This is a genomic window from Klebsiella sp. F11, assembly GCF_056712265.1.
The window spans coordinates 2707658-2730981 of sequence record NZ_CM160060.1; the positions used below are offsets into that span (position 1 = coordinate 2707658).

Below are 23324 nucleotides of genomic sequence, written 5' to 3' on the forward strand. Positions count from 1 at the left end.
CTTCTCCTTAGACTTTGGCAATTTCAACCAGGTTGGTGTGCTGAGGATTGCCTTTCGCCAGCGGTGACGGCCGGTGGGTGGTCAGCGTATTAATGCAGGCGCCGCGGTCGATACGATCGCCGCCCATATCGGCGTCATGCCACGCGCCCTGGCCCATAGCCGATACGCCGGGCATAATGCGCGGCGTCACTTTCGCCGCGATGCGCAACTCGCCGCGTTCGTTAAAGACGCGCACCATATCGCCATTTTTAATCCCGCGCTTCTCCGCGTCCAGCGGGTTAATCCACACCTCCTGGCGGCAGGCGGCCTGGAGGATATCGACGTTACCATAGCTTGAGTGGGTCCGCGCTTTATAGTGGAAGCCAAAAAGCTGCAGCGGAAACCGGTCGCGTAGCGGGTCATTCCAGCCTTCAAAGGTGGAGGCGTACACCGGCAGCGGGCTGATGATTTCATCCGCCGCCAGCTGCCAGCTGGCCGCGATTTCAGCCAGCCGGCTGGAGTAGATCTCAATTTTACCGGAAGGCGTTTTCAGCGGGTTGGCGAGCGGGTCGCGACGAAAATCCCGATAGGCGACGAAGTGGCCGGCGGGATCTTTGCGTTTGTAAATTCCCATGGCTTTGAGCTCGTCATAGCCGGGCAGCGCCGGGTCTTTCGCCAGCATCAGGGCGTAAAGGTGCTGCAGCCACTGCTCCTGGGTTCGTCCCTCGGTAAACTTCTGCAAAACGTCAGCGCCGAGCCGTTTTGCCACTTCGCTGAGGATCCAGTAGATCGGCTTACGCTCAAATTTTGGCGACGTGGCGGGCTGAATAAAGATCAGGTAGCCCATGTTGCCGGCGTAATCGTTGGGAATTATATCCTGCTGCTCGACGGTCATCAGATCCGGAAGCAGGATGTCGGCGTACTTAGCCGACGAGGTCATAAAGTTATCAATCACTACGATGGTTTCGCACTTTGTCTCATCCTGCAGAATCTCGTGGGTTCTGTTGATGTCAGAGTGCTGATTGACGAGGGTATTCCCGGCGTAGTTCCACAGGAACTTGATCGGGACGTCCAGCTTATCCTTGCCGCGCACGCCGTCATGCAGGGCGGTCATTTCGGGCCCGCGCGCGATGGCGTCGGTCCAGCTGAAGCAGGAGATGGCGGTTTTCACCGGGTTGGTCAGCACCGGCAGGCGCTCAATGGTTATGGTATAGGTTGATTCACGCGCGCCGCTGCCGCCGCCGCTAATCCCGACGTTGCCGGTCAGGATGGGCAGCATGGCGATCGCCCTGGCGGTCAGCTCGCCGTTGGCCTGGCGCTGCGGCCCCCAGCCCTGACAAATGCAGGCCGGCTTGGCGCTGCCGATCTCCCGCGCCAGCTTGATGATGCGATCGGTCGGAATTCCGCAAATCAGCGACGCCCACTGCGGCGTTTTGGCAATGCCGTCATCCCCGGAGCCAAGGATGTAGGCTTTATAGTGGCTATTTGCCGGCGCGCCCGCGGGCAGCGTTTTTTCGTCGTAGCCGACGCAGAAGGTATCAAGGAACGGCTGATCGACAAGGTTTTCATTAATCAGCACCCAGGCGATACCGGCTACCAGCGCCGCATCGGTGCCGGGGCGAATGGGGATCCACTCGTCTTCGCGCCCGGCGGCGGTATCGGTATAGCGCGGGTCGATAACGATCATTCTGGCGTTAGAACGCTCGCGAGCCTGTTCAAGGTAGTAGGTTATCCCGCCGCCGCTCATGCGCGTTTCCGCCGGGTTATTGCCGAACATCACCACCAGCTTACTGTTCTCGATATCGGAGGTGCTGTTGCCCTCGTTGCTGCCGTAGGTGTAGGGCATGGCGCAGGCTATCTGGGCGGTGCTGTAGGTGCCGTACTGGTTTAAAGAGCCGCCGTAGCAGTTCATCAGCCGGGCGACCGGGGAAGCGGAGGGCGACGAGCGGGTCATATTGCCGCCGACGATCCCGGAAGAGTAGTTTATATAGACCGCTTCGTTGCCGTACTCTTTAACGATTCGCTGCAGGCTGCCGGTCAGAGCGTCCAGCGCTTCGTCCCAGCTGATACGCGCAAACTTCCCTTCGCCGCGTTTACCGACTCGTTTCATCGGATAGTTCAGGCGGTCAGGGTGGTTGATGCGCCGGCGGATAGAGCGGCCGCGCAGGCAGGCGCGCACCTGATGATCGCCGTAAATATCCTGCCCGGTGTTATCGGTCTCAACCCACACCACTTCGTCGTCGCGGACGTGCAGACGCAGGGCGCAGCGGCTGCCGCAGTTAACCGAACAGGCGCCCCACACCACGCGCTCTTCGCCCTCGGCGGCCTGCTGCACGGCCGCCGCCGCGCCGCGCAGGCTAAACGGAAGCGCCAGTCCGCCGGCCGCTAATGCCAGGGAACCGATCGCTGAGGATTTTAGTAGGGTACGACGGCTGAGGCCGCCATCATATTCCGGATTAGACATTGCTCACTCCCCGATTGTTATTATGATGCAATCCCGCCGACTGTTTAAGTCGAGCGGGTGGGAGAGTAATGATACCTATATAGAGGTAGGTGAATATTATCCCTGGTCAACCCAGAGATAATATCCTTCATCTGATGCCGGGGGAGTTACTGCGCTTCGCTCTCCGAACCGGCGCTGCGGGTATAGGTAATTTTAAAGGTGTCGTTGGCGCAATGTCCGACAACCTGGGCGCCGGGCTGGTCCGGCTGGTCGCTGGGGACAATGCTCAGGCTAAAGCCCGTCGCCGGCACGCCGTTATTGATAATTTTCTGCTGAATATCGTTTTTTACGCGCTCGCAGGAATCCGGTGCGGCGAGTGCGGACGTCGACCCCAGCAGCAGGGCCGCGCATAGCAAGGGGGCTATTTTCATCATAAACTCCTTATTGACGTTATCCAGCTTTAAGCATAGCAGAACTGGTGTAAACAATTGTATTTGCTAATATGATTGTACAGCTACACAGAAGGAAGCGGGCGTGAATAAACTGTTTTTACCGTTACTGGCGAGCCTGGCGCTTAGCGCCTGCGATAATCAATCCGCGCCGCAGGCCTTTACGCCAGAAATGGCGAGTTTCTCCAACGAGTTCGAGTTTGACCCGCTGCGTGGCCCGGTGAAGGATTTCAGCCAGACGCTGCTCGATGAACATGATGAAGTGGTGAAACAGGTCAGCGGGCGGCTATCCAGCGAGGGCTGCTTCGATCTCCTCGCTTTTCAGGATCGCGAAAATAACACCGGCGCGACGCTGCTGCTTGACGCGAACTATTATCTCGATGCGCAAACGCGTGAAAAGCGCCTGCGCCTGCAGGGAAAGTGTCAGCTTGCCGAGATGCCGTCGGCCGAGGTGAGCTGGGAAACGGATGATAACGGCTTCGTGGTGACCGCGCGGGGTAAAGAGACCACGGCCACCTACCGGTATGATGCTGAAGGCTATCCGCTGGGTAAAACCACCACCGCCAAAGATCAGCGCTTCACCGTGGTCTCCACGCCGGCGGCCGATCCGCGTAAGAAGCTGGACTACACGGCGGTGAGCAACTTGAACGATCGCGAACTCGGCAGCGTGCGCCAGACCTGCGACTACGACGGGCACGACAACCCGGTGAAGTGCGAGCTGCAGGTTGTCGATGAGAGCGTGCAGCCGCCGCTAACTCGCCGCTACACCATCAAAAACAGCATTGACTACTACTGAGCCGTTGGCTTCAGCAGCGCCGGGCCCGGCGGGCGGTGTTCGCTAAGATACTGATGCTGGAACAGGCACATCCGAATCGTGTTACGGTATTCGCCGTTAATGAAAAACTCGTGAATGAGCTCGCCTTCCACCATAAACCCCAGCTTGCGGTAGATGTGGATCGCCTTTTCATTTTCGCTGTCGACGATAAGGTACAGCTTATAGAGGTTGAGCACGGTAAAGCCGTAGTCCATCGCCAGCTTAGCGGCGCGGGTCGCAAGGCCTCGCCCCTGATAATCCGGGGAGATAATAATCTGAAACTCGGCGCGGCGGTGAACGTGGTTAATTTCAACCAGCTCGACCAGCCCGGCTTTTTCGCCGTCGCACTCGATCACAAACCGGCGTTCGCTCTGATCGTGAATATGTTTGTCATAGAGGTCTGAGAGCTCGACAAAGGCCTCGTACGGCTCTTCAAACCAGTAGCGCATCACGCTGGCGTTGTTATCGAGCTGGTGGACAAAACGGAGATCTTCGCGCTCTAGCGGGCGCAGCCTGACGGTATGAGCATCACTCATGGGCGTTCCTGTGCGTAAATGCTGGAGATAATCATTGATTATGGCGCCCGCAGGCGCCATGCGTGAGGCGTTACGGTGCTATCGTACGGCCGGTGCGGCGATCGAGGCAGCGCAGGGTGTTCGGCTCCCAGTAGGCGTTGACGTTCGCGCTTTTCTGGCAGTTATCCTGGGCGTCAAAAGCGACGTCGGCTTTATCCCACTCTTTCTCGACGCGGGTGTTGACCTTATGGCGTAAAGAGCGGGTGTCGTTCCACTGCTCTTTTTCCATTGCGGCGTGCTGGCGGCTCTGCGCGCTATCGCCGGATTCAATGACCAGGGTGTCGGTTTTGGCAAAAGACGATGCGGTGTAAGCCATCGCGCTGAGCGCCAGCATGGCGGTCAGGCACCAGCTTTTATTCAGTGTCATTTTCATCACGGTTTCCTTTAAGTGATAAAAAGGGTTAGCCCTTACTATAAGTCTACTACATCTCTTTTCTGCGGCATACCCGGCAAAAGGACGTGGGAGCGGGGCGATTATCGCGTAGAATGCTGCCACACTCTGCTCTATTTACGTATCTTTAAATGCTTAAAACCACGCTGCTCTTTTTTGCCACCGCCCTGTGCGAAATCCTCGGCTGCTATTTACCCTGGCTCTGGCTAAAGCGGGGCGCCACGCCGCTGCTGCTGCTGCCCGCCGGGCTCGCGCTGGTTATGTTCGTCTGGCTGCTGACCCTGCATCCGGCGGCGAGCGGGCGCGTTTACGCCGCCTACGGCGGAGTCTATGTCTGCACCGCGCTGCTGTGGTTGCGCTTCGTTGACGGCGTCAGGCTCAGCCATTACGACTGGGCCGGCGCCGTTATTGCGCTGTGCGGAATGCTGATTATCGTCGCCGGCTGGGGCCGCGCGTAGCGTAAAGGCACACGAGGTGCCGGCCGCGCGGCGCTCATTTTCTCCGCTGAATTCCACCTTTCTCCCGCCTGTGCCCGCCGCCTCTGGCCCGGGCATTTATGTGACTCATGACGTCTTTTTTGATCATTATACTTGTATGGTAGTAGGTCTGATGATTTAATTTTCTGCACTAACCGCAGAGATGTAAGGAATAAAAAAAGATGAAGATCGTTGCCGCTGAAGTTTTCGTCACCTGTCCCGGACGTAACTTTGTCACGCTAAAAATCACCACCGATGACGGCATCGTCGGGCTGGGGGATGCCACCTTAAACGGCCGCGAGCTGTCCGTCGCCTCCTACCTGCAGGATCACCTCTGCCCGCAGCTTATTGGCCGCGACGCGCAGCGTATCGAAGATATTTGGCAGTTCTTCTATAAGGGAGCCTACTGGCGCCGCGGCCCGGTGACCATGTCGGCCATCTCCGCCGTCGATATGGCGCTGTGGGATATTAAAGCGAAGGCGGCGGGGATGCCGCTGTATCAGCTGCTGGGCGGGGCATCCCGTGAAGGGGTGATGGTTTACTGCCACACCACGGGCCATTCCATTGACGAAGTGCTGGACGACTATGCCCGCCACAAAGAGATGGGCTTTAAGGCCATCCGCGTGCAGTGCGGCATTCCGGGAATGAAGACCACCTACGGAATGGCAAAAGGCAAAGGGCAGGCCTACGAGCCGGCGACCAAGGGGCTGTGGCCGGAAGAGCAGCTGTGGTCGACGGAGAAATATCTCGATTTTACCCCGCAGCTGTTCGCCGCCGTGCGTGAAAGATTTGGCTTCAATGAGCATCTGTTACATGACATGCATCATCGCCTGACGCCGATCGAAGCCGCGCGCTTTGGCAAGAGCATCGAGGAGTATCGTCTGTTCTGGATGGAGGATCCGACTCCGGCAGAAAACCAGGAGTGCTTCCGCCTGATCCGCCAGCATACCGTGACGCCCATTGCGGTAGGGGAAGTCTTTAACAGCATCTGGGATTGCAAGCAGCTGATCGAGGAGCAGCTGATCGACTATATCCGTACCACCGTGACCCACGCCGGCGGGATCACCGGCATGCGCCGTATCGCTGATTTTGCCTCACTCTATCAGGTGCGCACCGGCTCCCACGGGCCGTCCGACCTGTCGCCGGTCTGTATGGCGGCGGCGCTGCACTTTGACCTGTGGGTGCCGAACTTTGGCGTGCAGGAGTATATGGGCTACTCCGAGCAGATGCTCGAGGTTTTCCCTCATAGCTGGACGTTTGATAATGGCTATATGCACCCAGGGGAAAAGCCGGGGCTGGGCATTGAGTTTGACGAGAAGCTGGCGGCGAAATATCCCTACGATCCGGCCTGCCTGCCGGTAGCCCGGTTAGAAGACGGCACCTTGTGGAACTGGTAAGGAGAATAAAATGAAAAGTATCGTTATCCGCCAGCCCAACGAGCTGGTGATTGAAGAGCGCCCGCTGCCGCAGCCCGGCGCGGGGGAGGTTCGGGTCAAGGTGCAGCTGGCGGGAATATGCGGTTCGGATAGCCATATCTATCGCGGCCACAACCCCTTTGCAAAATATCCGCGCGTTATCGGCCACGAATTTTTCGGCATTATCGATGCCGTCGGCGCCGAGGTGACGGATAAAACTATAGGTCAGCGGGTGTGCGTGGATCCGGTTATCAGCTGTGGACACTGCTATCCCTGCTCGGTGGGCAAACCGAACGTCTGCACCTCGTTGGTGGTTCTCGGCGTACACCGGGACGGCGGCTTCAGCGAGTATGCGGTGGTGCCGGCGAAAAACGCCTGGCGGGTGCCGGACAGCATTCCGGACAGGCATGCGGTGATGGTTGAACCCTTTACGATCGCCGCCAACGTGACCGGACAGGTGACGCCGACCGAGCAGGACGTGGCGCTGGTTTACGGCGCCGGGCCGATGGGCTTAACCACCATCCAGGTTCTCAAGCAGGTGTACAAAGTCGGCCAGGTCATTGTGGTTGACCGCATCGAAGAACGTTTGCAGATGGCAAAACGCAACGGTGCGGACCGCACGATCAATAACGGCGAGGCGTCATTAGCCGAGGTGTTGCAGGTCAAGCCAACGCTGATTATCGACGCCGCCTGCCACCCGACAATTCTCCAGGAAGCGGTGACGCTGGCGTCGCCGGCGGCCAGAATTGTCCTGATGGGCTTCTCCACCGAACCATCCCAGGTGGCGCAACAGGGCATTACCGGTAAAGAGCTGTCGATATTTTCCTCGCGGCTGAACGCCAATAAATTCCCGGTGGTTCTGCAATGGCTGGAACAGGGGCTTATTAATCCGGAAATGTTAATTACCCACGCTTTTGGCTATCAACAGGTCGCTGAGGCCATTGAGCTTTTTGAAAATGACAGGAAGAGCTGCTGTAAGGTTTTATTAACCTTCTGACACTCCATACAACGCCAGACTCTATATCCTACACAATTAGAGATTATAAAGATGACGACAGTAAAGAATGAGAGAACAACCTCCGATCTCATCCGCGCGGCGGTATCCGGCTGGTTAGGTACCGCCCTGGAGTTTATGGATTTCCAGCTTTATTCTTTAGGCGCCGCGCTGGTATTCCATGAAATATTCTTCCCCGAGCAGTCCGCGGCGATGGCGCTGATTTTAGCGATGGGGACCTACGGCGCCGGATATATTGCCCGCATCGTCGGGGCGTTTATTTTCGGTAAAATGGGCGATAGCATCGGCCGCAAGAAAGTGCTGTTTATTACGATCACCATGATGGGTATTTGTACGACGCTCATCGGCGTTTTGCCGACCTATGCCCAGGTGGGTATTCTGGCGCCGGTGCTGCTGGTCACCCTGCGCGTGATTCAGGGGCTGGGGGCCGGGGCGGAAATATCCGGCGCCGGTACGATGCTGGCAGAATATGCGCCGAAAGGTAAGCGCGGGATTATCTCCTCGCTGGTGGCGATGGGGACCAACTGCGGCACACTTAGCGCCACGGCTATCTGGGCGGTGATGTTCTTCCTGCTCGACCGCGAGCAGCTGGTGGCGTGGGGCTGGCGTATACCGTTCCTCGCCAGCGCGGTGGTGATGATCTTCGCCATCTGGCTGCGTCTGAACCTCAAAGAAAGCCCGGTATTCGAAAAAGTCGCCGAGGATGGAATACGCCAGAGCGCCACCAGCATCAAGGAGAGTACCTTCGGCGCGATGCTGAAGAGTAAATCGTTCTGGCTGGCAACGGGCCTGCGCTTTGGTCAGGCGGGTAACTCGGGGCTGATTCAAACCTTTCTTGCCGGCTATCTGGTGCAAACCCTGCTGTTTGATAAAGCGATCCCAACAGATGCGCTAATGATCAGCTCAGCGATCGGTTTTATCACGATTCCGCTGCTGGGATGGCTGTCAGATAAGGTAGGGCGGCGCATTCCCTATATTATCGTGAATATCTCCGCGATTATTTTAGCCTATCCGATGCTGGCGATTATCATGGATAAAAGCCACAGCGTGAGTACCATTATGGCCTCGTTGATTGTTATCCATAACGTGGCGGTGCTGGGGCTGTTTGCTCTCGAAAATATTACGATGGCCGAGCTGTTTGGATCGCGCAATCGCTTCACCAGAATGGCTATCTCAAAAGAGATGGGGGGACTGGTTGCCGTTGGTTTCGGCCCGGTGCTGGCGGGTATTTTCTGTAATATGACCGACTCATGGCTGCCCATCGTGGTGATGCTGGTGAGCTATTCGGTTATCGGCCTGCTTGCCGCACTCCTGATGCCGGAAGTGCGCGACCGCGATCTGAGCCTGGCTAGCGATGCGGCTGATACTGTCCTGTTGCGTGAAGAACAGAAATCCGGGCAGTATATTTAAATAACAGCCTATAGTTCGGCGCTATTATTTTCTGGTTTTATATCTGAAAAGTGATTATTGATATTAACCATGGCCTCCCGGTCGTAGAACGCACATTGCCTAAGGCTAATTTGACCTTGTGGGTACCGAACTTTGGCTTCCGGGAGTACAAGCGCTATTCCGAACTTGGGGAACGGGTAAGCATAATGTGTACGCACGAAAGATGTTGATTAACGCAATACCCTATAAAAGGTAAAAACCCTATGGTTAGTTCAGTCGAAGTTAAAAGTGGTATAGGTAATAAACCTATTATTCGCCGAGTAGCCAGTGCATCTGCAATTGGGACCGCTGCAGAATATTATGACTTTTTTGCATACGGGACGGCAGCAGTACTCTTTTTTGGGCATCTGTTTTTTCCAAGTGACGACCCTTTAATTAGTACTCTTGCTGCGTTTGCAACATATGCAGTTGGTTTCTTAGCGCGGCCATTAGGCGGAATTGTTTTTGGTCATATCGGCGATAAGGTTGGTCGTAAAAAAGCGCTGGTGATTACAATATTAATTGTAGGGTTAGGTACGTTTTGTATTGGGCTGTTACCGACGTATGAAAAAATTGGCGTTTGGGCTCCAGTATTGCTCATTTTTATTCGTGTGCTACAGGGCTTCGGTGTTGGGGGTGAGTGATCTTGACCCGCCATCTCCGGACAGCTTTTGTATCTTAAGTTAACGATGCCCGCTGCCGCCGGTACTCTCTCGGAGAGTGATATCCCAGCGCACTGTGCGGGTGATTTTCATTCTAGTGATTGAACGCCGCTGCAAGGTTCTGTAGCGCTGTTCCCACATCTGGTTTTGGCATGAACGCGATGTAATCTTCCTTCATCGTTTTCACGAACCGTTCGGCCATGCCGTTACTTTGTGCGCTGCTCACCGCTGTTGTACACGGCTCCAGATTCAGTTCTCGCGCGAACTTCTTCGTTTCATGCGCGGTGTACGCTGAACCGTTATCTGTCAGCCACTGCACTGGTTTACCCGGCAGCGTGCTACCGAAGCGCCTTTCCACTGACCTCAGCATCACATCCTGTACCGTTGAACTGTCGTAGCCTCCCGTGCTCGCTGCCCAGTCTATGGCCTCCCGGTCGCAACAGTCCAGTGCGAACGTCACCCGAAGCTTCTCGCCGTTGTCACAACCGAACTCGAAGCCGTCTGAACACCAGCGCATATCGCTTTCCGCTACCGCGATTTTGCCTTTATGCTCCCGCTTCGGACGCTCTGGTTTATCACGCAACAACAGCAGGTTATGCTCGCTCATTATCCTGTAAAGCCGTTTGGCGTTCACCGGTGGAAGTCCCTCTACACGGCGTTGCTTACGCAGGATACCCCACACCCGCCGGTAACCGTAGCTGGGCATGTCGCTGATGATGCCGAGGATCTCCGACAGTATCTCTGCATCAGCTTCGTCATTACGCCGGTTGCTGCGCCTGTCCTGCCAGTCGGCAGAGCGGCTCACCCGCAGTGATAACTGCGCACGCGACACGCTCATGGTGCGACTAACCAGAGCTATTCCCCGTCCTTTGGCAACAAGGGCGCGTGCGCTATCCATTTTCGCGACTGGCCGTACTCCACCGCTTCTTTGAGGATCTCAACTTCCATCGTCTTCTTACCCAGGAGACGCTGTAGTTCCCGGACCTGTTTGAGTGCAGTCGCCAGCTCCGAAGCCGGAACCACTTCCTCTCCGGCCGCAACGGCGGTGAGGCTACCTTCCTGATATTGCTTCTTCCATTTAAACAGCAGACTGGGCTGAATACCGTGCAGACGAGCAACGTGGGAGACATTCATACCCGGCTCCATTGTTTGCTGGATGATGGCAATTTTCTCTTGCGGAGTCTTACGCTTACGGGCTTCTTGCCCTAACAGGATCCCGGTCATCTCAAAATTAACATGGTTGTTAGACATATATTTAAGCCTATCTCTTATCTGGAGATACAGCTACTGTCCGGTGTTTCAGGGGGCTACATCAGTGAGCAGGCCGGTGCGGTATTGATGACTGCTGAATATTCTGAACCAAAGCATCGTGGATTCTTCTCCAGTTGGGTTCAAATCGGTGCGCCGGTTGGTTTTCTGCTTCCGGTAATGCCTCCAATCAGTAGAACATGTACTTTTCGATGAAGGCACCGATGACCTTTTCGTGCAATTCGATGGAACGTGAAAAACATATTGTTTTGCGTGCCAGCCGCTTGATACGGGTTCGCAGCGTCAGATTGTTTCGCTCAATGCGCTGTGTGAAAATTTTACCAGTCAGATGTATCTCCTTCGGCACCTCTCTGGCATAACTGCCCCAGTTATCGCTGGTAATCATGCCGATGCTAAAGGGCGTCAACAGGGCCAACAGTTCCCGACATGTCTCATCGGTACGTGGGCCGAAAGTATAAGCCAGTACGCCACCCGTTTTGGTATTGTAAGCATACCAGAGCCAGTGCTGCCGGGCTTTACTGCCAACAAAGCCCCACTGCTCATCAAGCTCGCAGATGAGTGCCACATCGGCATGAGCGACAGGAGAAGCGGTTATCCGGGACGGCGAGAGCTTTTTAATGTCCGTATGACGGTATTGATACCGACCTTAAGAACTCTGGCGGTATCGCGGACGCCGGCACCGTTGTGTGCCAGTTCAACTATCTGTTCTTTTACACCGGGTTTTCTGGCTTCATAGGTATAAGCCAGCTGAAAAACGCGGCGACATGACCGGCAACGAAAGCGCTCGTGCCCGGAACAGCTGTGCCCATGGCGATAAACAGAATCGGAATGGCAACGAGGACAATGAACAGTAACGGTAGCCATAGAAAGCCCTAAATACCAGTAGCATATCATGGTTTTCTATCGATTGAAGGCATTACCGATAGCGGCACCGTTTTGCCTCTGTAGCGGCAGGAGAGAGCGCCTGCCGCCAGCTCAGCTACTCTTCGCTAAACCAGTCGCGGTTTTCCTGGCGAATTAATAATACCGACTCGCTAATTTCATGCAGATGCAGATTCATCGCTGCGTCTACCGCGTCGGCATCGCGATTTTCCAGCGCCTGAAAAATTTGATGATGCTGACGTAGCAGCATTTCCGGCGAACTAATGTGATCGAGGCTCATATAGCGCACCCGGTCAATCGTCGCCTTAATATTCTCCACGGTGTCCCAGGCCAGCTGGCAGTCGGCAATAAGCGACAGCTTCTGATGAAACTCGTCGTCCAGCAGGAAGAAATCATTAATCTGCTGGCGCTCAACCGCCGTGCGCTGCTGGTTAAGATTTTGCTCAAGCTGATAAATTTGCTCGCTGTTCACCATTCCCGCCGCCCGACGAACTACCGCGCACTCGATAGCCTGGCGCACGAAGCAGCCGTTGCGGACCTGAGAAAGGGAGATTTTATTCACGTAGCTGCCGCGCTGGGGGCGAATTTGGATCAGGCCATTTTCTGCCAGCTTAATAAACGCCTCGCGCACCGGCTGACGGGAAACGTCAAAACGCACGGAGACTTCCTTTTCAGACAGCGGCGTGCCGGGTGGAATCAGACAATGGACGATATCCCGGCGAAGGATCCGATAAATTTGCTGATTAACAGGCTGTGTAGGATTGAGCTGTGATTCTGCGGCCATTGATGATTACTTTTTAATGGATTATGTGCGCTATTTTACGCGTTTTTTGCCTTTGCGCCCATACCCGGCCCGCAGGCCGGGCTGCGGGATTAACCCTGGCGGTGCACGCTGAGGCCCGCGAAGCTTTGGCTGACCGGCATCATTTCCAGGGTATTGATATTGACATGCCGGGGCAGGTTGGCGACCCACCACACGGCTTCCGTCACGTCATCCGGGGTCAGCGGCTGGGTATTTTCATAGGCTTTACCGGCTTTGGCGTCGTCGCCTTTAAAGCGGACGTTGGAAAACTCGGTACCGCCCACCAGCCCGGGCTCGATATCGGTGACGCGAACCGCCGTACCGTGCAGGTCGGTACGCAGGTTGAGGCTAAATTGACGCACGAAGGCCTTGGTCGCGCCGTAGACATTACCGCCCGCGTAGGGCCAGCTGCCGGCGGTGGAGCCGATATTGATAATGTGCCCGCGGTTGCGCTCAACCATTCCCGGCAGCACGGCGCGGGTCATATAGACCAGCCCTTTGTTGTTGGTATCGATCATATCTTCCCAGTCCTCAACGCTGGCCTTGTGCGCAGGCTCCAGCCCCAGCGCCAGGCCGGCGTTATTGACCAGCACGTCGATGGCCAGCCATTCCGCGGGCAGGCCGGCGATCATCTCTTCGATGGCCGCGCGATTACGCACGTCGAGCTGAACGGTGTAAACGCCGTCGCCGAGCTCGTCTTTCAGCGTTTGCAGACGCTCTTCGCGACGTCCGGTGGCGATCACTTTATGACCATTTGCGACAAAGCGGCGGGTGATGCTTTCACCAAAACCTGCCGTTGCTCCGGTAACCAGGATAATCATCTTACTGTTCCTCAACGCTTTTGTGTCGTTATACCATAGCATGCGTTAACGAGGACCGGTAACGGAAATCACCGCGCGCGTTGCGGTTAACGGCGATCAACAGCGAGGCGGCGCTTCGAGAAATGATTGCGGTCAATCAATGAGTTGCCTACTCTAACCTGATGCCCGCAGCCTGGAGATAATTATGTTGGAAAATAACCCCTTTTTAAGCATCAGCCTGCTGCCCTATCAGGCGCCGCGTTTCGATCTGATTAAGGATGAGCACTACCGTCCGGCCTTCGATGAAGGGATGCGACGCCAGCGCGAAGAGATTGCCGCGATCGTCAATAATCCGGCGCCGGCGGATTTTGCCAATACGGTGGTGGCGCTGGAGCTGAGCGGACGGCTGCTGTCACGCGTTACCCGGGTCTTTTTCGCGATGGCCGGGGCGCATACCAATCCGCTTCTGCAGCACCTTGATGAGCAGTTTTCTGCCGAGTTGGCGCAGGCGGGCAACCATATTTGGCTTAATACGGCGCTGTTTGAACGCGTGCAGCGGGTGTGGGAAGATCGCGACAATCTGCACATCGATGCGGAATCCCGGCGCCTGCTTGAGGTGACCTGGCAGCGGTTTCTGCTGGCGGGCGCGCGGCTGGCGGAGGAGCAGAAATCGCTGCTGCGGGGGCTGAATACCCGGGCCGCGGCGCTACAGAGCCAGTTTCAGCAGCGGCTCCTGAGCGCGGCAAAATCCGGCGGCCTGGTGCTTGATTATCTGCACCAGCTGGACGGGCTCAGCGCGGATGAGATTAGCGAGGCCGTAAAAGCGGCGGCTGAAAAGGGCCTCAGCGATCGCTGGCTGCTGCCGCTGCTCAACACCACCCAGCAGCCGGCGCTACAGTCACTGCGCGATCGCCAGACTCGCGAAAACCTCTTCGCCGCAGGCTGGACGCGTAATCAGAAGGGGGATGCTAACGATACCCGCGAGCTGCTGCTGCAACTGGTGGCGATCCGGGCGCAGAAAGCGGAGCTGCTGGGGGCCGCTGACTACGCCAGCTGGTCGATGGCCGATCAGATGGCGGGGGCGCCTGCGCAGGCCTTTGAGTTTATGCGCCGCATCGCTCCGGCCGCGCGCGGGAGGGCGGAACAGGAGCTGGCGGATATTCAGCAGGTTATTGATGATGAAGGCGAGGGCTTCACCGCCGCCGCCTGGGACTGGCCCTACTATGCGGAGCAGGTGCGGCGCGCCAGATTCGCTATCGATGAGGCGCAGCTAAAACCCTATTTTGCCCTCGAACGCGTGCTGCAGGACGGCGTATTCTGGACCGCATCGCAGCTGTTTGGCCTGCGCTTCGTCGAACGTTTCGACATTCCGCTCTATCATCCGGACGTGCGGGTGTGGGAAATTTTCGACGCTAACGGCGCCGGTATGGCGCTATTTTACGGCGATTACTACGCGCGCGAGTCAAAAAGCGGCGGCGCGTGGATGGACGTTTTCGTTGAGCAATCCACGGAGCTGATGCAGCAGCCGGTTATCTACAACGTCTGTAACTATCAAAAGCCAGGCACGGGCCGCAGCGCGCTCCTGTCGTGGGATGAAACCATCACCTTATTCCAAGAATTCGGCCACGCGCTGCACGGGCTGTTCGCCAGCCAGCGCTATGCCAGCCTGTCGGGAACCAATACCCCGCGTGATTTTGTCGAGTTCCCGTCGCAAATCTTTGAACACTGGGCCAGCGAGCCGCAGGTATTTGCCCACTACGCGCGCCATTACCAAAGCGGAGAAGCGATGCCCGATGCGCTGCGTGAGAGCATGTACCGGGCGGCGCAGTTTAATAAAGGCTACGACATGAGCGAACTGCTGGCGGCGGCGATGCTGGATATGCACTGGCATAGCCTGCCTTCGGCGAACGTCCCGCAGGATGTTGATGCCTTTGAAGCCGCGGCCCTGGGCGCGGAGAAGTGCGATCTGGCCGCCGTACCGCCGCGCTATCGCAGCAGCTATTTTTCGCATATTTTCGGCGGCGGCTATGCCGCGGGTTATTACGCCTATCTGTGGACGCAGATGCTGGCGGACGATGGCTATCAGTGGTTTGTTGAGCAGGGCGGCCTGACCCGTGAAAACGGCCAGCGCTTCCGCGAGGCTATTCTGTCACGCGGCAATAGCACTGATTTAGCTGAACTGTATCGCCAGTGGCGCGGGCACGACCCTAAGATTGAACCGATGCTGGCGAATCGCGGGTTGAGTGTCCAGGGCCGTTAGAAATCCTTCAACCTTCCATCATTGCACTGTTAAGGTGCAATGATGTGCACCCCGACCCGTTCGCAGCTCGTCAAGGGAACGCAGTAAGTCAATTCATCACGCCAAACCCCGGGCCATACTCTGGTTTAAAGGACGTACGGAACAATCTTCTCTGGAGGGCGAAAAACAGGACTGTCCTAGCCCCATTTCTCTGCGGGCGGGGCGTTGAGTTTTTCTTTCATATATTCGTATAACTCGGCGTTTTCCGCCCAGCGGAGCAGCGTCTGCTCATCGATATCTATTCGCTCAGGATGTAGTCCCACATACCGAAAGTAGCTGCTGTTGTTCGCATATGCCGGCGGCGGGGGGCTAAGCGGGTCGCACCAACATAGTCGCCCCAGTTTCAGCAACGTCATTAGCCCTTGTTCGCACGGGGAAATTTTCCGAAACATCATCACCTCCTACCATTTGCATATAAGTAAGCGGTAATTTTGCAAAATACTTGCCATATTCAGAGCGGCGCGACAGGGCGACAATGAGTAACGCACTGGTCATGACCGCGCAGTTGAACTAAGGAATGAGGGTATGATTTTGTTTTTGAACAATGTCACCCCTTTTTCTGCGTTTCCGGCTGAGTGGATTGACCTGCCGGTGGCCCGGGGTTCCAGAGTATAACGGCTAAAAATCGCTATTATTTCAATCCGCTACGGCACGTTTATTGTGCCATAGTCCCATGAAATAGATTGACGAAATGATTATCTACTGGATAATTTTATCCGGCGGTGAATCCCCCTGTGCGGAAGGGCGTACTGACCAGGTCATGCCGCAGAAGATATCGCCAGCTGATGAGAACGCGGGTCTTAGTCGGTCAGGCAAAGGCTCACCGGGAGGCACCCGGCACCGCAGTACATCTGTAAGATTTTATCCCAATGGAAGGGTTGAAAATGATTAAGTTTAATATATCTGCACTGACGATTTTCCTGCTATCTGGTTGTAGTTCTGATATTGCGATCGCTCCGCCGAAAAAGCCTGTTTATAAGCCAATGCCTGAAATAACCCAGTCGGTGACGCCATCGCAACAGCGCGCGATTATGGCTGGCGAGCGGCCTGACTGGTCAGAAAGAGCGCCGATCAAAACAATGAAGCGATATTAATCGACGCTTATTAGGGTAAGGCGGCGAGCTGGGGGTATCACGCACATCGCCGGGCGGGGCCTCGTTAAGCCCGCTCTTCCGGCGGTCGAGGCGCGAAGTCTGGTCCCGCTGCGGGCCGCCGACGCTCGCAGCGGCAAATAATGCGAATCAGAGGGGATGAAGATTCACAATTACCCTTTTTTCCTTCATCATTTGTCAGCTTTTAGTCGTAATAATCAATGCTTAGCTCAGTATAAGAAAGAGTTTTTTTATTTCGGGCCGGGATGAACTATAAGAATGTACTTAAGGTAGCGTTATGGCTACCAGCCGTCGGCTATCGAACGGTAATCATTGGCTCCAATCCGGGAGGAACATGGTGGACCCGCTAATTAAGGTCATGCTGGTGGGGGGGAAGGCGGATGGCCTGCTGGTCAGCGTCGCCGATACCGCGACGGAGCTTTCCGTTACCGCCGCGCAATATGGCGCGAAATCCGGGCAGCCGCTGAGCTATCGGATCGTGTCGCAGACTATCGATAATGAGCGTTACTTTTTTGGCGTGTTTAGCGATACTCATGACGACACGGATAAGCTAACGCGCGTTGCGCTGACCCGAGGCATGAAGAAATCGCTGTGCTGAACCTGCACCGGACGGCAGACCGCCGTCCGCACAGGCGGCGTTTTCCCTGCGCCGGCAAATGATTTTGCGATCCTAGGGAGCACCATGATCCACCATCTCCGCATACAAAATTTCAGATCGGTAAGGGATATCGAGCTGGAGCTGGGGACGCTGAATATCGTCTTCGGGCCGAACGGCTGCGGCAAGTCCAATATCTACAAGGCCATCCATCTGCTCACCGCCTCCGCGGACGGTAAATTTTCCAGCTATATCAGCGAAGAAGGCGGCCTCGAAAATATCATGTGGTCCGGAAAGAGCGCGCCCACCGCCCGCTACCCGAAGCGGCTGCAGATCGCCTGCCTGACGGAACAGTTCGACTATGAGCTGCAGGTTGGATTTCCGGAAAAGCTGCCGTATCCCACCCAGTTTATGCTCGATCCGATTGTCAAAGAGGAGTCTATCTGGCTGGCCGGTTTCTCCCGCCGCCCCTCGGCCAGGGTGCTGCAGCGTAAAAATCAGGCGGCGTTTCTGATTGACGTTAACGGCGAGAAGAACACCTTTACCGACACCATCTACGAGAACGAATCGATCTTCGGCCAGCTTGGCGAACCGCACCGCTTCCCGGAAATATCCCGGGTCCGGGAGACCATGCGCCAGTGGCGCTTTTATCACGAATTCAATATCGGCCGCCATTCCGCGCTGCGCCATCCGGCGGTGGGCTATCGCTCGCCGGTGCTGGATAGCGACGGGCACAACCTGGCCGCCGCGTTTCAGACCATTGTTGAAATCGGCGCCGTGGAGCTGCTGCACGAAATCCTCGACAGCGCCTTTCCGGAGTGCCGTTTCTTCTGTGAAAATGAAAATTCGCGCTTTTCGATCAAGATGCGCCGCGAGGGCATCTCCCGACCGCTGCTGGCGGCGGAAATGTCGGACGGCACCCTGCGCTTTTTGTGCCTGGCGGTGGCGCTGCTGAGCCCAAGGCCGCCGGCGTTTCTGGCGATCAACGAACCGGAAAACAGCCTGCACCGGCAGATGTTTCCGGCGCTGGCGCGGCTGATCGTTGAGGCCTCGCGCTACAGCCAAATCTGGCTGACCAGCCACTCGGCGGAGCTGACCGAGCTTATCTCGTCGCTGGCGGAGAGCCGGATTTACGAGCTGGAAAACAGCGGCGGCGAGACCCGCATCAGGGAGTAAAAGCCCGCCGCGCGGCGGGCTTGATGCCTCAGGCGGCGTTGTTATATCCCGGGGCCGGCAGCAGGGTTTTGCTGCCTTTGAGGGTAAACAGCGAAATAAGCGTAAAGCACAGCGTAATCGAACCGAGGATCAGATAGGCCTGATGGAAGCCCACCGTGTCGTACATGCGTCCCACCCACGCCGACAGCACCACGCCGGAGAGCTGTTTCGATAAGTTAAAACCGATCAGGAACAGGGTGGCGGAGAGCTTCGGGTTAAAGGCGGAAGAGATATATTTGAAGGTGCCGACCAGCAGGAACGGAACTTCAAACATATGCAGCATTTTTAATATCACCACTTCGACCGCGCTGGTGGCGAATGAAGAGCCGAGAATGCGCACCGACATAATTATCCCCGCGGTCAGCAGCGCATTTTTTGCCCCGATACGGTTAACAATGGCCGGGGCGCAGAACATGACCAGCGCATTCAGCAGCTCGCCGCCGGTGGTGACAAAACCAAAGACTTCGGTTCCGCGCTGCGGGCTGGAGAAAAAGCCTTTAAAGAAGTTAGCAAACTGCTGATCGAAAACGTCATAAACGCTGGCAACGCCGACCACGTAGATGATGAATCCCCAGAATCGCGGCATGCGCAGCAGCTCGGCGGCAACGCGCAGCGAGAAGGCCTGACGGTTGGCGCCCAGCGCGTCCATCACCTGGGCGCTATTGCTGCTTTCCGGCTGCGAAAACCACAGCAGACCCCCTAGCACCAGCGCGAAGCCGGAGGCAATCCAGAAGGTAATATTCGGGTCGATGCCAAACAGGATCCCGGTAATCGACGCGCAGATCGCCCAGCCGACGCAGCCGGCGACGCGCACCTTGCCGTACTCAAAGCGGTTGGCGCGGCTGACGCGTTCGATATAGGCCTCGACCGCCCCGGAGCCGCTGGAAAAGACGATCCCCAGATAGATGCCGCCCGCCAGCGCGCCGACGATAATATCCATCTGCAGCAGCGGGGAAAAGACGAATATAAAGAACGGGGCGAACAGAATTAATAACACCACGATCGTCCACAGCAGATGCTTGCGCAGCCCGAGCTTGTCAGAAATCAGGCCAAATATCGGTTGGCAGATAATGGCGAACAGTGAAATGGAGGAGAAGACGATCCCGGTTTCCGTTTTAGTTAAATGGTTAACGTCCGCCAGCCACACCGGGAAAAAGGGAAAATAGGCCGACATAATGAAGTAATAGAAAAAAAAGAACAGCATGAAATAGATAAAGTTATGCCGTTCTCGCGGCGCAAGCTCAGAAAATTTCATAGAGAGGTTCCATTTTATTATGCCTGTAGGGTTGGGGGCCTGACGCCCCGTTATACCGGTCATGCTCCGGGCGGCCGACGGGCGATTAACCTGCTGAATCACCCGCGGCGCGGCCCGCTTATTCAGGATTTATTATTGGAAATGCATACTTATCTGATAGCGCCAGCGCGTCTCCTGCAGCAGCCACTGCGGCAGGACGCTCGGGGTCCAGGAGTCATCGCCGCCGACGCCCATATGCTGACCGTCGAGGGTGATCCAGACGCCGCGCTCCGGACGCATCCGGTGCCAGTGATCCGTCGCCATCAGCTGCGCGGTGCCGTATGGCTGCACTGAGAAGTGGAAATGGCCGGTAACGTGCCAGCGTCCCCAGTCCAGCGCTGTGCTGTCGCAGCGCAGGCCGTTTTCCGTCGGGAAGATATACGGCGTGCTCATCTCCTCAAGGGGCAGCTGCCAGCGGGAGAACTGCGCGCTGCTCCGCCGATCGGGGTAGTTTTCATGGGGGCCGTAGCCGAGCCACGAGACCGGCTGCTGCTGATCGGCGACCTGGAAATGGAGGCCCACCCGCGGCAGCGGCGGCAGGGTGCCGGCGCGCTCGCCGTCAACCGCCAGATGTAAACGGCCTGCGCTATCGAAGGTCATACGCCAGCGGCTGACGATAACCGCTTCATCGCCGCGCAGATAGTGCCAGCGGCTGTCGATGACCACCTCATGGGCCAGACGCTGGGCTTCGCAGTGAACGCAGCGCGCTTCAAGGTTGTACAGCCCGGCGCTTTTCCAGCGCTCAACCCAGGCGTTAGGATCGATGCGTTCTACTTCGCTGACGCCGATATCGTTATCCAGCGGGGCGCGCACGAACTGGTCGCGCAGCGGGGTCAGCAGCTGTTCCACGCCATCCGCGCGCCACTGGCTGAGCAGCCCGCTATGACGATCGACGGTCCACTGCTGCGATCCCTGGCTGACGACATAGTTCGACGCATCGATCTCCAGCGTCGGCGCGCAACCGGCAGGTTCAGGTTTGGCGAGCGCCAGCGGGGCGGCGAAGGCAAACTGCTGCCAGGCGACGCGGTGTTCGGCCGGCGACCAGGCGGTAGCCTGCGGCTGAACCACCTCCAGCAGCAGCCACACCTCTTTAGCACCCTGAGGCAGAGTCAGGGTATCGCGCAGCGTAAGCTCCGCCTTGCCCTGCGGGCTGAGATCGAGGGCGATGCTGCCGCTGGCGATAGTTTCGCCCGCTGACTGGACCTGCCAGCGCAGCTCTTCATTGTTGGTGGCGCGGAACAGGTATTCACTATTGACGCTGACCCGCAGCGGCGACTGCGCCAGCAGCGCGAACTGGAAGAACTGCTGGGCGTGTTTGGCTTCGATAAGCGACGGGTGCGGGCGGCGATCGGGGAAAACCAGCCCGTTCATGCAGAACTGACGGTCGTTGGGCTTATCGCCAAAATCGCCGCCGTAGGCCCAGCCGGTGCTGCCGTCGTCGAAGGTTTTGCTAATTGCCTGATCCGCCCAGTCCCAGATAAAACCGCCCTGCAGGCGCGGATGCTCGCGGAACGCCTGCCAGTAGTCGGCAAAGTTGCCCAGGCTGTTGCCCATCGCGTGCGCGTATTCGCAGAGGATCAGCGGACGCTGCTCCCCCGGCAGGCCGATCCACTTTTTGATGCCCCATTTCGGCACCGCCGGAATGAGCTGGTCGCGCTCAACCCGGGCGTACATCGGGCAGATAATGTCGGTGGCGCTGCTATCCGCTCCGCCGCCCTCGTACTGCACCGGCCGCGAAGGGTCGTTGCGCTTGAGCCAGTGGTAGAGGGCCTCGTGGTTGCCGCCGCCGCCGGATTCATTGCCCAAAGACCAGATAATAATCGACGGGTGGTTGCGGTTGCTTTGCACCATGCGCGTCACGCGGGCGCTAAACGCCGGCAGCCACGACGGATCGTCGGACAGACGGTTCATCGGCACCATGCCGTGGGTTTCGATATTGGCCTCATCGACCACGTACAGGCCGTAGCGGTTGCAGAGTTCATACCAGCGGGAGACGTTGGGATAGTGCGAGCAGCGCACGGCGTTGAAGTTGTTCTGCTTCATCAGCAGGATATCCTGCAGCATATCCTCTTCGGTCACCACCTGGCCGCGCTGATGATGGTGCTCATGGCGGTTAACGCCGCGGATCAGCAGCGGTTTGCCGTTAAGCAGCAAAAGCCCGTTGCTTATCTCGACCCGGCGGAAACCGATATCCCAGGCTTCAGCCTCAATCAGCCGATCGCCGCGCCACAGCGAGACCACCGCCCGGTAGCAGTGCGGCGTTTCGGCGCTCCACTGCGCCGGGCGCTCGATCGCCAGGATTAGGCTGGCGCGTTCGGCATAGTTACCGCGTTCGTCGATGGCCGGCGAGCCGGGACGCTGGCGAATGCTGGCAACCTGTTTATCTCCTTGCCACAGGCTGACTTCGGCGATCAGCGCCTCGAGCTCCCCGTCAGGCGCGGCAATGGCCAAATCGACCGCCAGCTCGCCGTCGCGGCAGAGCGCGTCCAGCCGCGGCGTCAGCTGGACGTCGCTGAGGTGCTGATGGGGTTTGTTGAGCAGCCACACCGAACGGAAAATACCGCTCATGCGCCACATATCCTGATCTTCCAGCCAGCTTCCGGCGCTCCAGCGCATTACCATCACGCACAGGCGGTTATCGCCCGGCTTCAGGTACGGCGAGAGGTCAAACGCGGCAGGAAGGCGGCTATCCTGGGAGTAGCCGACCCATTCTCCGTTGCACCACAGATGGAATGCCGAGTTAACGCCGTCGAAGATGGCCCGGGTCTGGCCTTCCGCCAGCCACTGCGGGTCAACGCTAAAGGTCAGCGAATAGCAGCCCGTCGGGTTATCTTCCGGCACCCGCGGCGGCGTGGTGTCGATGGGATAGCGGACGTTGGTATAGATCGGCGCGTCGTAGCCTTCCATTTGCCAGTTTGCGGGCACCGGGATGCTGCGGCTATCCGGCAGATCGCCGTCGATCCAGCTGGCGTCAACGGCAAACGGGCTGCGGGCGTAGGAAAACTGCCATTGCCCGTCCAGCAGACGACGGCGATCCCCAGGCAGGTTATCGCGCGCCTCGGCGATGCTTCGCCAGCTGGCAAACGTCGGGTGGGCCGCTAAGCGGTTAAGGTGGGTAATGGTCTGGTTTTGCCAATCTTCACGCGCCAGCACTTCGTGGAACTGCGGCGAGCGGGCGGCGGTTGAATCATGTTGTTGCATACGCATACCTGACGGAGAGTGAAATAAATGTCATTCGCTAGACAAGAATGGATGTTTTATCGGGTATTTTTTCTTATGCCGCAATGTTGTTGGAAATTAAACCTATTGACGATCACGAAACGCCGGAATTAGCGCTGATTTTTGTCGTGAATTAGACATAAAATGTTAGCGTAAGACATTTAACATATTTGGACTCAATTTTGGCGAC

General features: G+C 57.1%; 18 protein-coding genes and 2 pseudogenes. 10 read left to right on the plus strand and 10 right to left on the minus strand.

The genetic code is table 11. From position 1 onward, the window contains the following. Positions 1–7 precede the first annotated feature (7 nt). Together ynfE and AC1M2H_RS13465 are read right to left on the minus strand one after the other, a co-directional pair. The gene (gene ynfE / locus AC1M2H_RS13460; RefSeq protein WP_480151713.1) at positions 8–2443 is read right to left on the minus strand and encodes a selenate/tellurate reductase subunit YnfE; all 2436 of its coding nucleotides are present in this window, start codon (positions 2441–2443) and stop codon (positions 8–10) included. A gap of 146 nt (positions 2444–2589) precedes the next feature. Then, positions 2590–2853 carry a DUF1161 domain-containing protein gene (locus tag AC1M2H_RS13465; protein WP_480151932.1) on the minus strand — a complete coding sequence of 88 codons (264 nt, stop codon included), beginning with the start codon at positions 2851–2853 and terminating at the stop codon, positions 2590–2592. Between the two features lie 103 nt (positions 2854–2956). Here AC1M2H_RS13465 and AC1M2H_RS13470 point away from each other — a divergent pair, with 103 nt between their 5' ends. Then, a complete protein-coding gene (locus AC1M2H_RS13470; RefSeq protein ID WP_480151714.1) occupies positions 2957–3667 on the plus strand; it encodes a YnfC family lipoprotein in 711 nt (236 codons plus the stop codon). On the opposite strand, the gene speG is transcribed toward AC1M2H_RS13470, so the two are convergent. Then, positions 3661–4221 carry a spermidine N1-acetyltransferase gene (speG, locus tag AC1M2H_RS13475; RefSeq protein WP_480151715.1) on the minus strand — a complete coding sequence of 187 codons (561 nt, stop codon included), beginning with the start codon at positions 4219–4221 and terminating at the stop codon, positions 3661–3663. The two genes, AC1M2H_RS13470 and speG, sit on opposite strands and share 7 nt — an antisense overlap. Before the next feature lie 70 nt (positions 4222–4291). Then, a complete protein-coding gene (locus tag AC1M2H_RS13480) occupies positions 4292–4633 on the minus strand; it encodes a DUF1283 family protein (protein ID WP_480151716.1) in 342 nt (113 codons plus the stop codon). 149 nt (positions 4634–4782) lie between these two features. Between AC1M2H_RS13480 and AC1M2H_RS13485 the strand changes: the two genes are divergently transcribed. From AC1M2H_RS13485 to AC1M2H_RS13505, 5 genes and pseudogenes are all read left to right on the plus strand, one after another. Next, the gene (locus AC1M2H_RS13485) at positions 4783–5109 is read left to right on the plus strand and encodes a YnfA family protein (RefSeq protein WP_480151717.1); all 327 of its coding nucleotides are present in this window, start codon (positions 4783–4785) and stop codon (positions 5107–5109) included. A 200-nt stretch (positions 5110–5309) separates the two neighbouring features. After that, positions 5310–6524, plus strand: a complete 1215-nt coding sequence (gene rspA, locus AC1M2H_RS13490; RefSeq protein WP_480151718.1) for a starvation-sensing protein RspA — start codon at positions 5310–5312, stop codon at positions 6522–6524. Positions 6525–6534: 10 nt separating this feature from the next. Then, positions 6535–7539, plus strand: a complete 1005-nt coding sequence (locus AC1M2H_RS13495) for a Zn-dependent oxidoreductase (RefSeq protein WP_480151719.1) — start codon at positions 6535–6537, stop codon at positions 7537–7539. Positions 7540–7590: 51 nt separating this feature from the next. After that, positions 7591–8967 (plus strand): MFS transporter, encoded by a 1377-nt coding sequence (locus tag AC1M2H_RS13500; protein WP_480151720.1) that lies wholly within the window; start codon positions 7591–7593, stop codon positions 8965–8967. A gap of 242 nt (positions 8968–9209) precedes the next feature. Then, positions 9210–9626: pseudogene (locus AC1M2H_RS13505) on the plus strand (MFS transporter); the annotation flags it as partial. Positions 9627–9663: 37 nt separating this feature from the next. Here AC1M2H_RS13505 and AC1M2H_RS13510 read toward each other — a convergent pair. The 4 genes and pseudogenes from AC1M2H_RS13510 to ydfG all read right to left on the minus strand — a co-directional run bounded on the left by AC1M2H_RS13510 (position 9664) and on the right by ydfG (position 13421). Beyond that, positions 9664–10871 (minus strand): annotated as a pseudogene (locus AC1M2H_RS13510) (IS3 family transposase). Positions 10872–11085: 214 nt separating this feature from the next. Further along, positions 11086–11780 (minus strand): IS1 family transposase gene (locus AC1M2H_RS13515; protein ID WP_480147781.1). Its coding sequence is split into 2 segments (ribosomal slippage): positions 11086–11534 and positions 11534–11780, totalling 696 coding nucleotides; the frame shifts between segments, so codons are not numbered across the junction. A gap of 115 nt (positions 11781–11895) precedes the next feature. Next, on the minus strand, positions 11896–12582 hold the full coding sequence (locus tag AC1M2H_RS13520; RefSeq protein ID WP_480151721.1) for a GntR family transcriptional regulator: 687 nt from the start codon (positions 12580–12582) through the stop codon (positions 11896–11898). A gap of 89 nt (positions 12583–12671) precedes the next feature. Next, positions 12672–13421 carry a bifunctional NADP-dependent 3-hydroxy acid dehydrogenase/3-hydroxypropionate dehydrogenase YdfG gene (gene ydfG / locus AC1M2H_RS13525; RefSeq protein WP_480151722.1) on the minus strand — a complete coding sequence of 250 codons (750 nt, stop codon included), beginning with the start codon at positions 13419–13421 and terminating at the stop codon, positions 12672–12674. Positions 13422–13605: 184 nt separating this feature from the next. Here ydfG and dcp point away from each other — a divergent pair, with 184 nt between their 5' ends. From dcp to AC1M2H_RS13545, 4 genes are all read left to right on the plus strand, one after another. Then, positions 13606–15660: a peptidyl-dipeptidase Dcp gene (gene dcp, locus AC1M2H_RS13530; protein ID WP_480151723.1), complete on the plus strand. Its 2055-nt coding sequence runs from the start codon at positions 13606–13608 to the stop codon at positions 15658–15660. A gap of 908 nt (positions 15661–16568) precedes the next feature. Continuing rightward, complete coding sequence (locus tag AC1M2H_RS13535) at positions 16569–16793, plus strand: hypothetical protein (RefSeq protein ID WP_480151724.1); 225 nt, start codon at positions 16569–16571, stop codon at positions 16791–16793. 355 nt (positions 16794–17148) lie between these two features. Then, positions 17149–17409: a hypothetical protein gene (locus AC1M2H_RS13540; RefSeq protein ID WP_045859573.1), complete on the plus strand. Its 261-nt coding sequence runs from the start codon at positions 17149–17151 to the stop codon at positions 17407–17409. Positions 17410–17493: 84 nt separating this feature from the next. Continuing rightward, positions 17494–18582 carry an AAA family ATPase gene (locus AC1M2H_RS13545; protein ID WP_480151725.1) on the plus strand — a complete coding sequence of 363 codons (1089 nt, stop codon included), beginning with the start codon at positions 17494–17496 and terminating at the stop codon, positions 18580–18582. 28 nt (positions 18583–18610) lie between these two features. Here the strand turns inward: AC1M2H_RS13545 and AC1M2H_RS13550 are convergent, their stop codons facing one another. Together AC1M2H_RS13550 and AC1M2H_RS13555 are read right to left on the minus strand one after the other, a co-directional pair. Next, the gene (locus AC1M2H_RS13550; RefSeq protein WP_480151726.1) at positions 18611–19876 is read right to left on the minus strand and encodes an oligosaccharide MFS transporter; all 1266 of its coding nucleotides are present in this window, start codon (positions 19874–19876) and stop codon (positions 18611–18613) included. 132 nt (positions 19877–20008) lie between these two features. After that, positions 20009–23116: a beta-galactosidase gene (locus AC1M2H_RS13555; protein WP_480151727.1), complete on the minus strand. Its 3108-nt coding sequence runs from the start codon at positions 23114–23116 to the stop codon at positions 20009–20011. Positions 23117–23324: the final 208 nt, after the last annotated feature.

Excerpts from the sequence above, each read along its gene's own strand:
- rspA (WP_480151718.1), top strand. The coding sequence starts at position 5,310 with ATGAAGATCGTTGCCGCTGAAGTTTTCGTCACCTGTCCCGGACGTAAC.
- AC1M2H_RS13550 (WP_480151726.1), bottom strand. The coding sequence starts at position 19,876 with ATGAAATTTTCTGAGCTTGCGCCGCGAGAACGGCATAACTTTATCTAT.
- AC1M2H_RS13545 (WP_480151725.1), top strand. The coding sequence starts at position 17,494 with ATGATCCACCATCTCCGCATACAAAATTTCAGATCGGTAAGGGATATC.
- AC1M2H_RS13495 (WP_480151719.1), top strand. The coding sequence starts at position 6,535 with ATGAAAAGTATCGTTATCCGCCAGCCCAACGAGCTGGTGATTGAAGAG.
- speG (WP_480151715.1), bottom strand. The coding sequence starts at position 4,221 with ATGAGTGATGCTCATACCGTCAGGCTGCGCCCGCTAGAGCGCGAAGAT.
- AC1M2H_RS13555 (WP_480151727.1), bottom strand. The coding sequence starts at position 23,116 with ATGCAACAACATGATTCAACCGCCGCCCGCTCGCCGCAGTTCCACGAA.
- ynfE (WP_480151713.1), bottom strand. The coding sequence starts at position 2,443 with ATGTCTAATCCGGAATATGATGGCGGCCTCAGCCGTCGTACCCTACTA.
- AC1M2H_RS13520 (WP_480151721.1), bottom strand. The coding sequence starts at position 12,582 with ATGGCCGCAGAATCACAGCTCAATCCTACACAGCCTGTTAATCAGCAA.
- AC1M2H_RS13480 (WP_480151716.1), bottom strand. The coding sequence starts at position 4,633 with ATGAAAATGACACTGAATAAAAGCTGGTGCCTGACCGCCATGCTGGCG.
- AC1M2H_RS13535 (WP_480151724.1), top strand. The coding sequence starts at position 16,569 with ATGGAAGGGTTGAAAATGATTAAGTTTAATATATCTGCACTGACGATT.
- AC1M2H_RS13500 (WP_480151720.1), top strand. The coding sequence starts at position 7,591 with ATGACGACAGTAAAGAATGAGAGAACAACCTCCGATCTCATCCGCGCG.
- AC1M2H_RS13465 (WP_480151932.1), bottom strand. The coding sequence starts at position 2,853 with ATGAAAATAGCCCCCTTGCTATGCGCGGCCCTGCTGCTGGGGTCGACG.
- AC1M2H_RS13485 (WP_480151717.1), top strand. The coding sequence starts at position 4,783 with ATGCTTAAAACCACGCTGCTCTTTTTTGCCACCGCCCTGTGCGAAATC.
- dcp (WP_480151723.1), top strand. The coding sequence starts at position 13,606 with ATGTTGGAAAATAACCCCTTTTTAAGCATCAGCCTGCTGCCCTATCAG.
- ydfG (WP_480151722.1), bottom strand. The coding sequence starts at position 13,421 with ATGATTATCCTGGTTACCGGAGCAACGGCAGGTTTTGGTGAAAGCATC.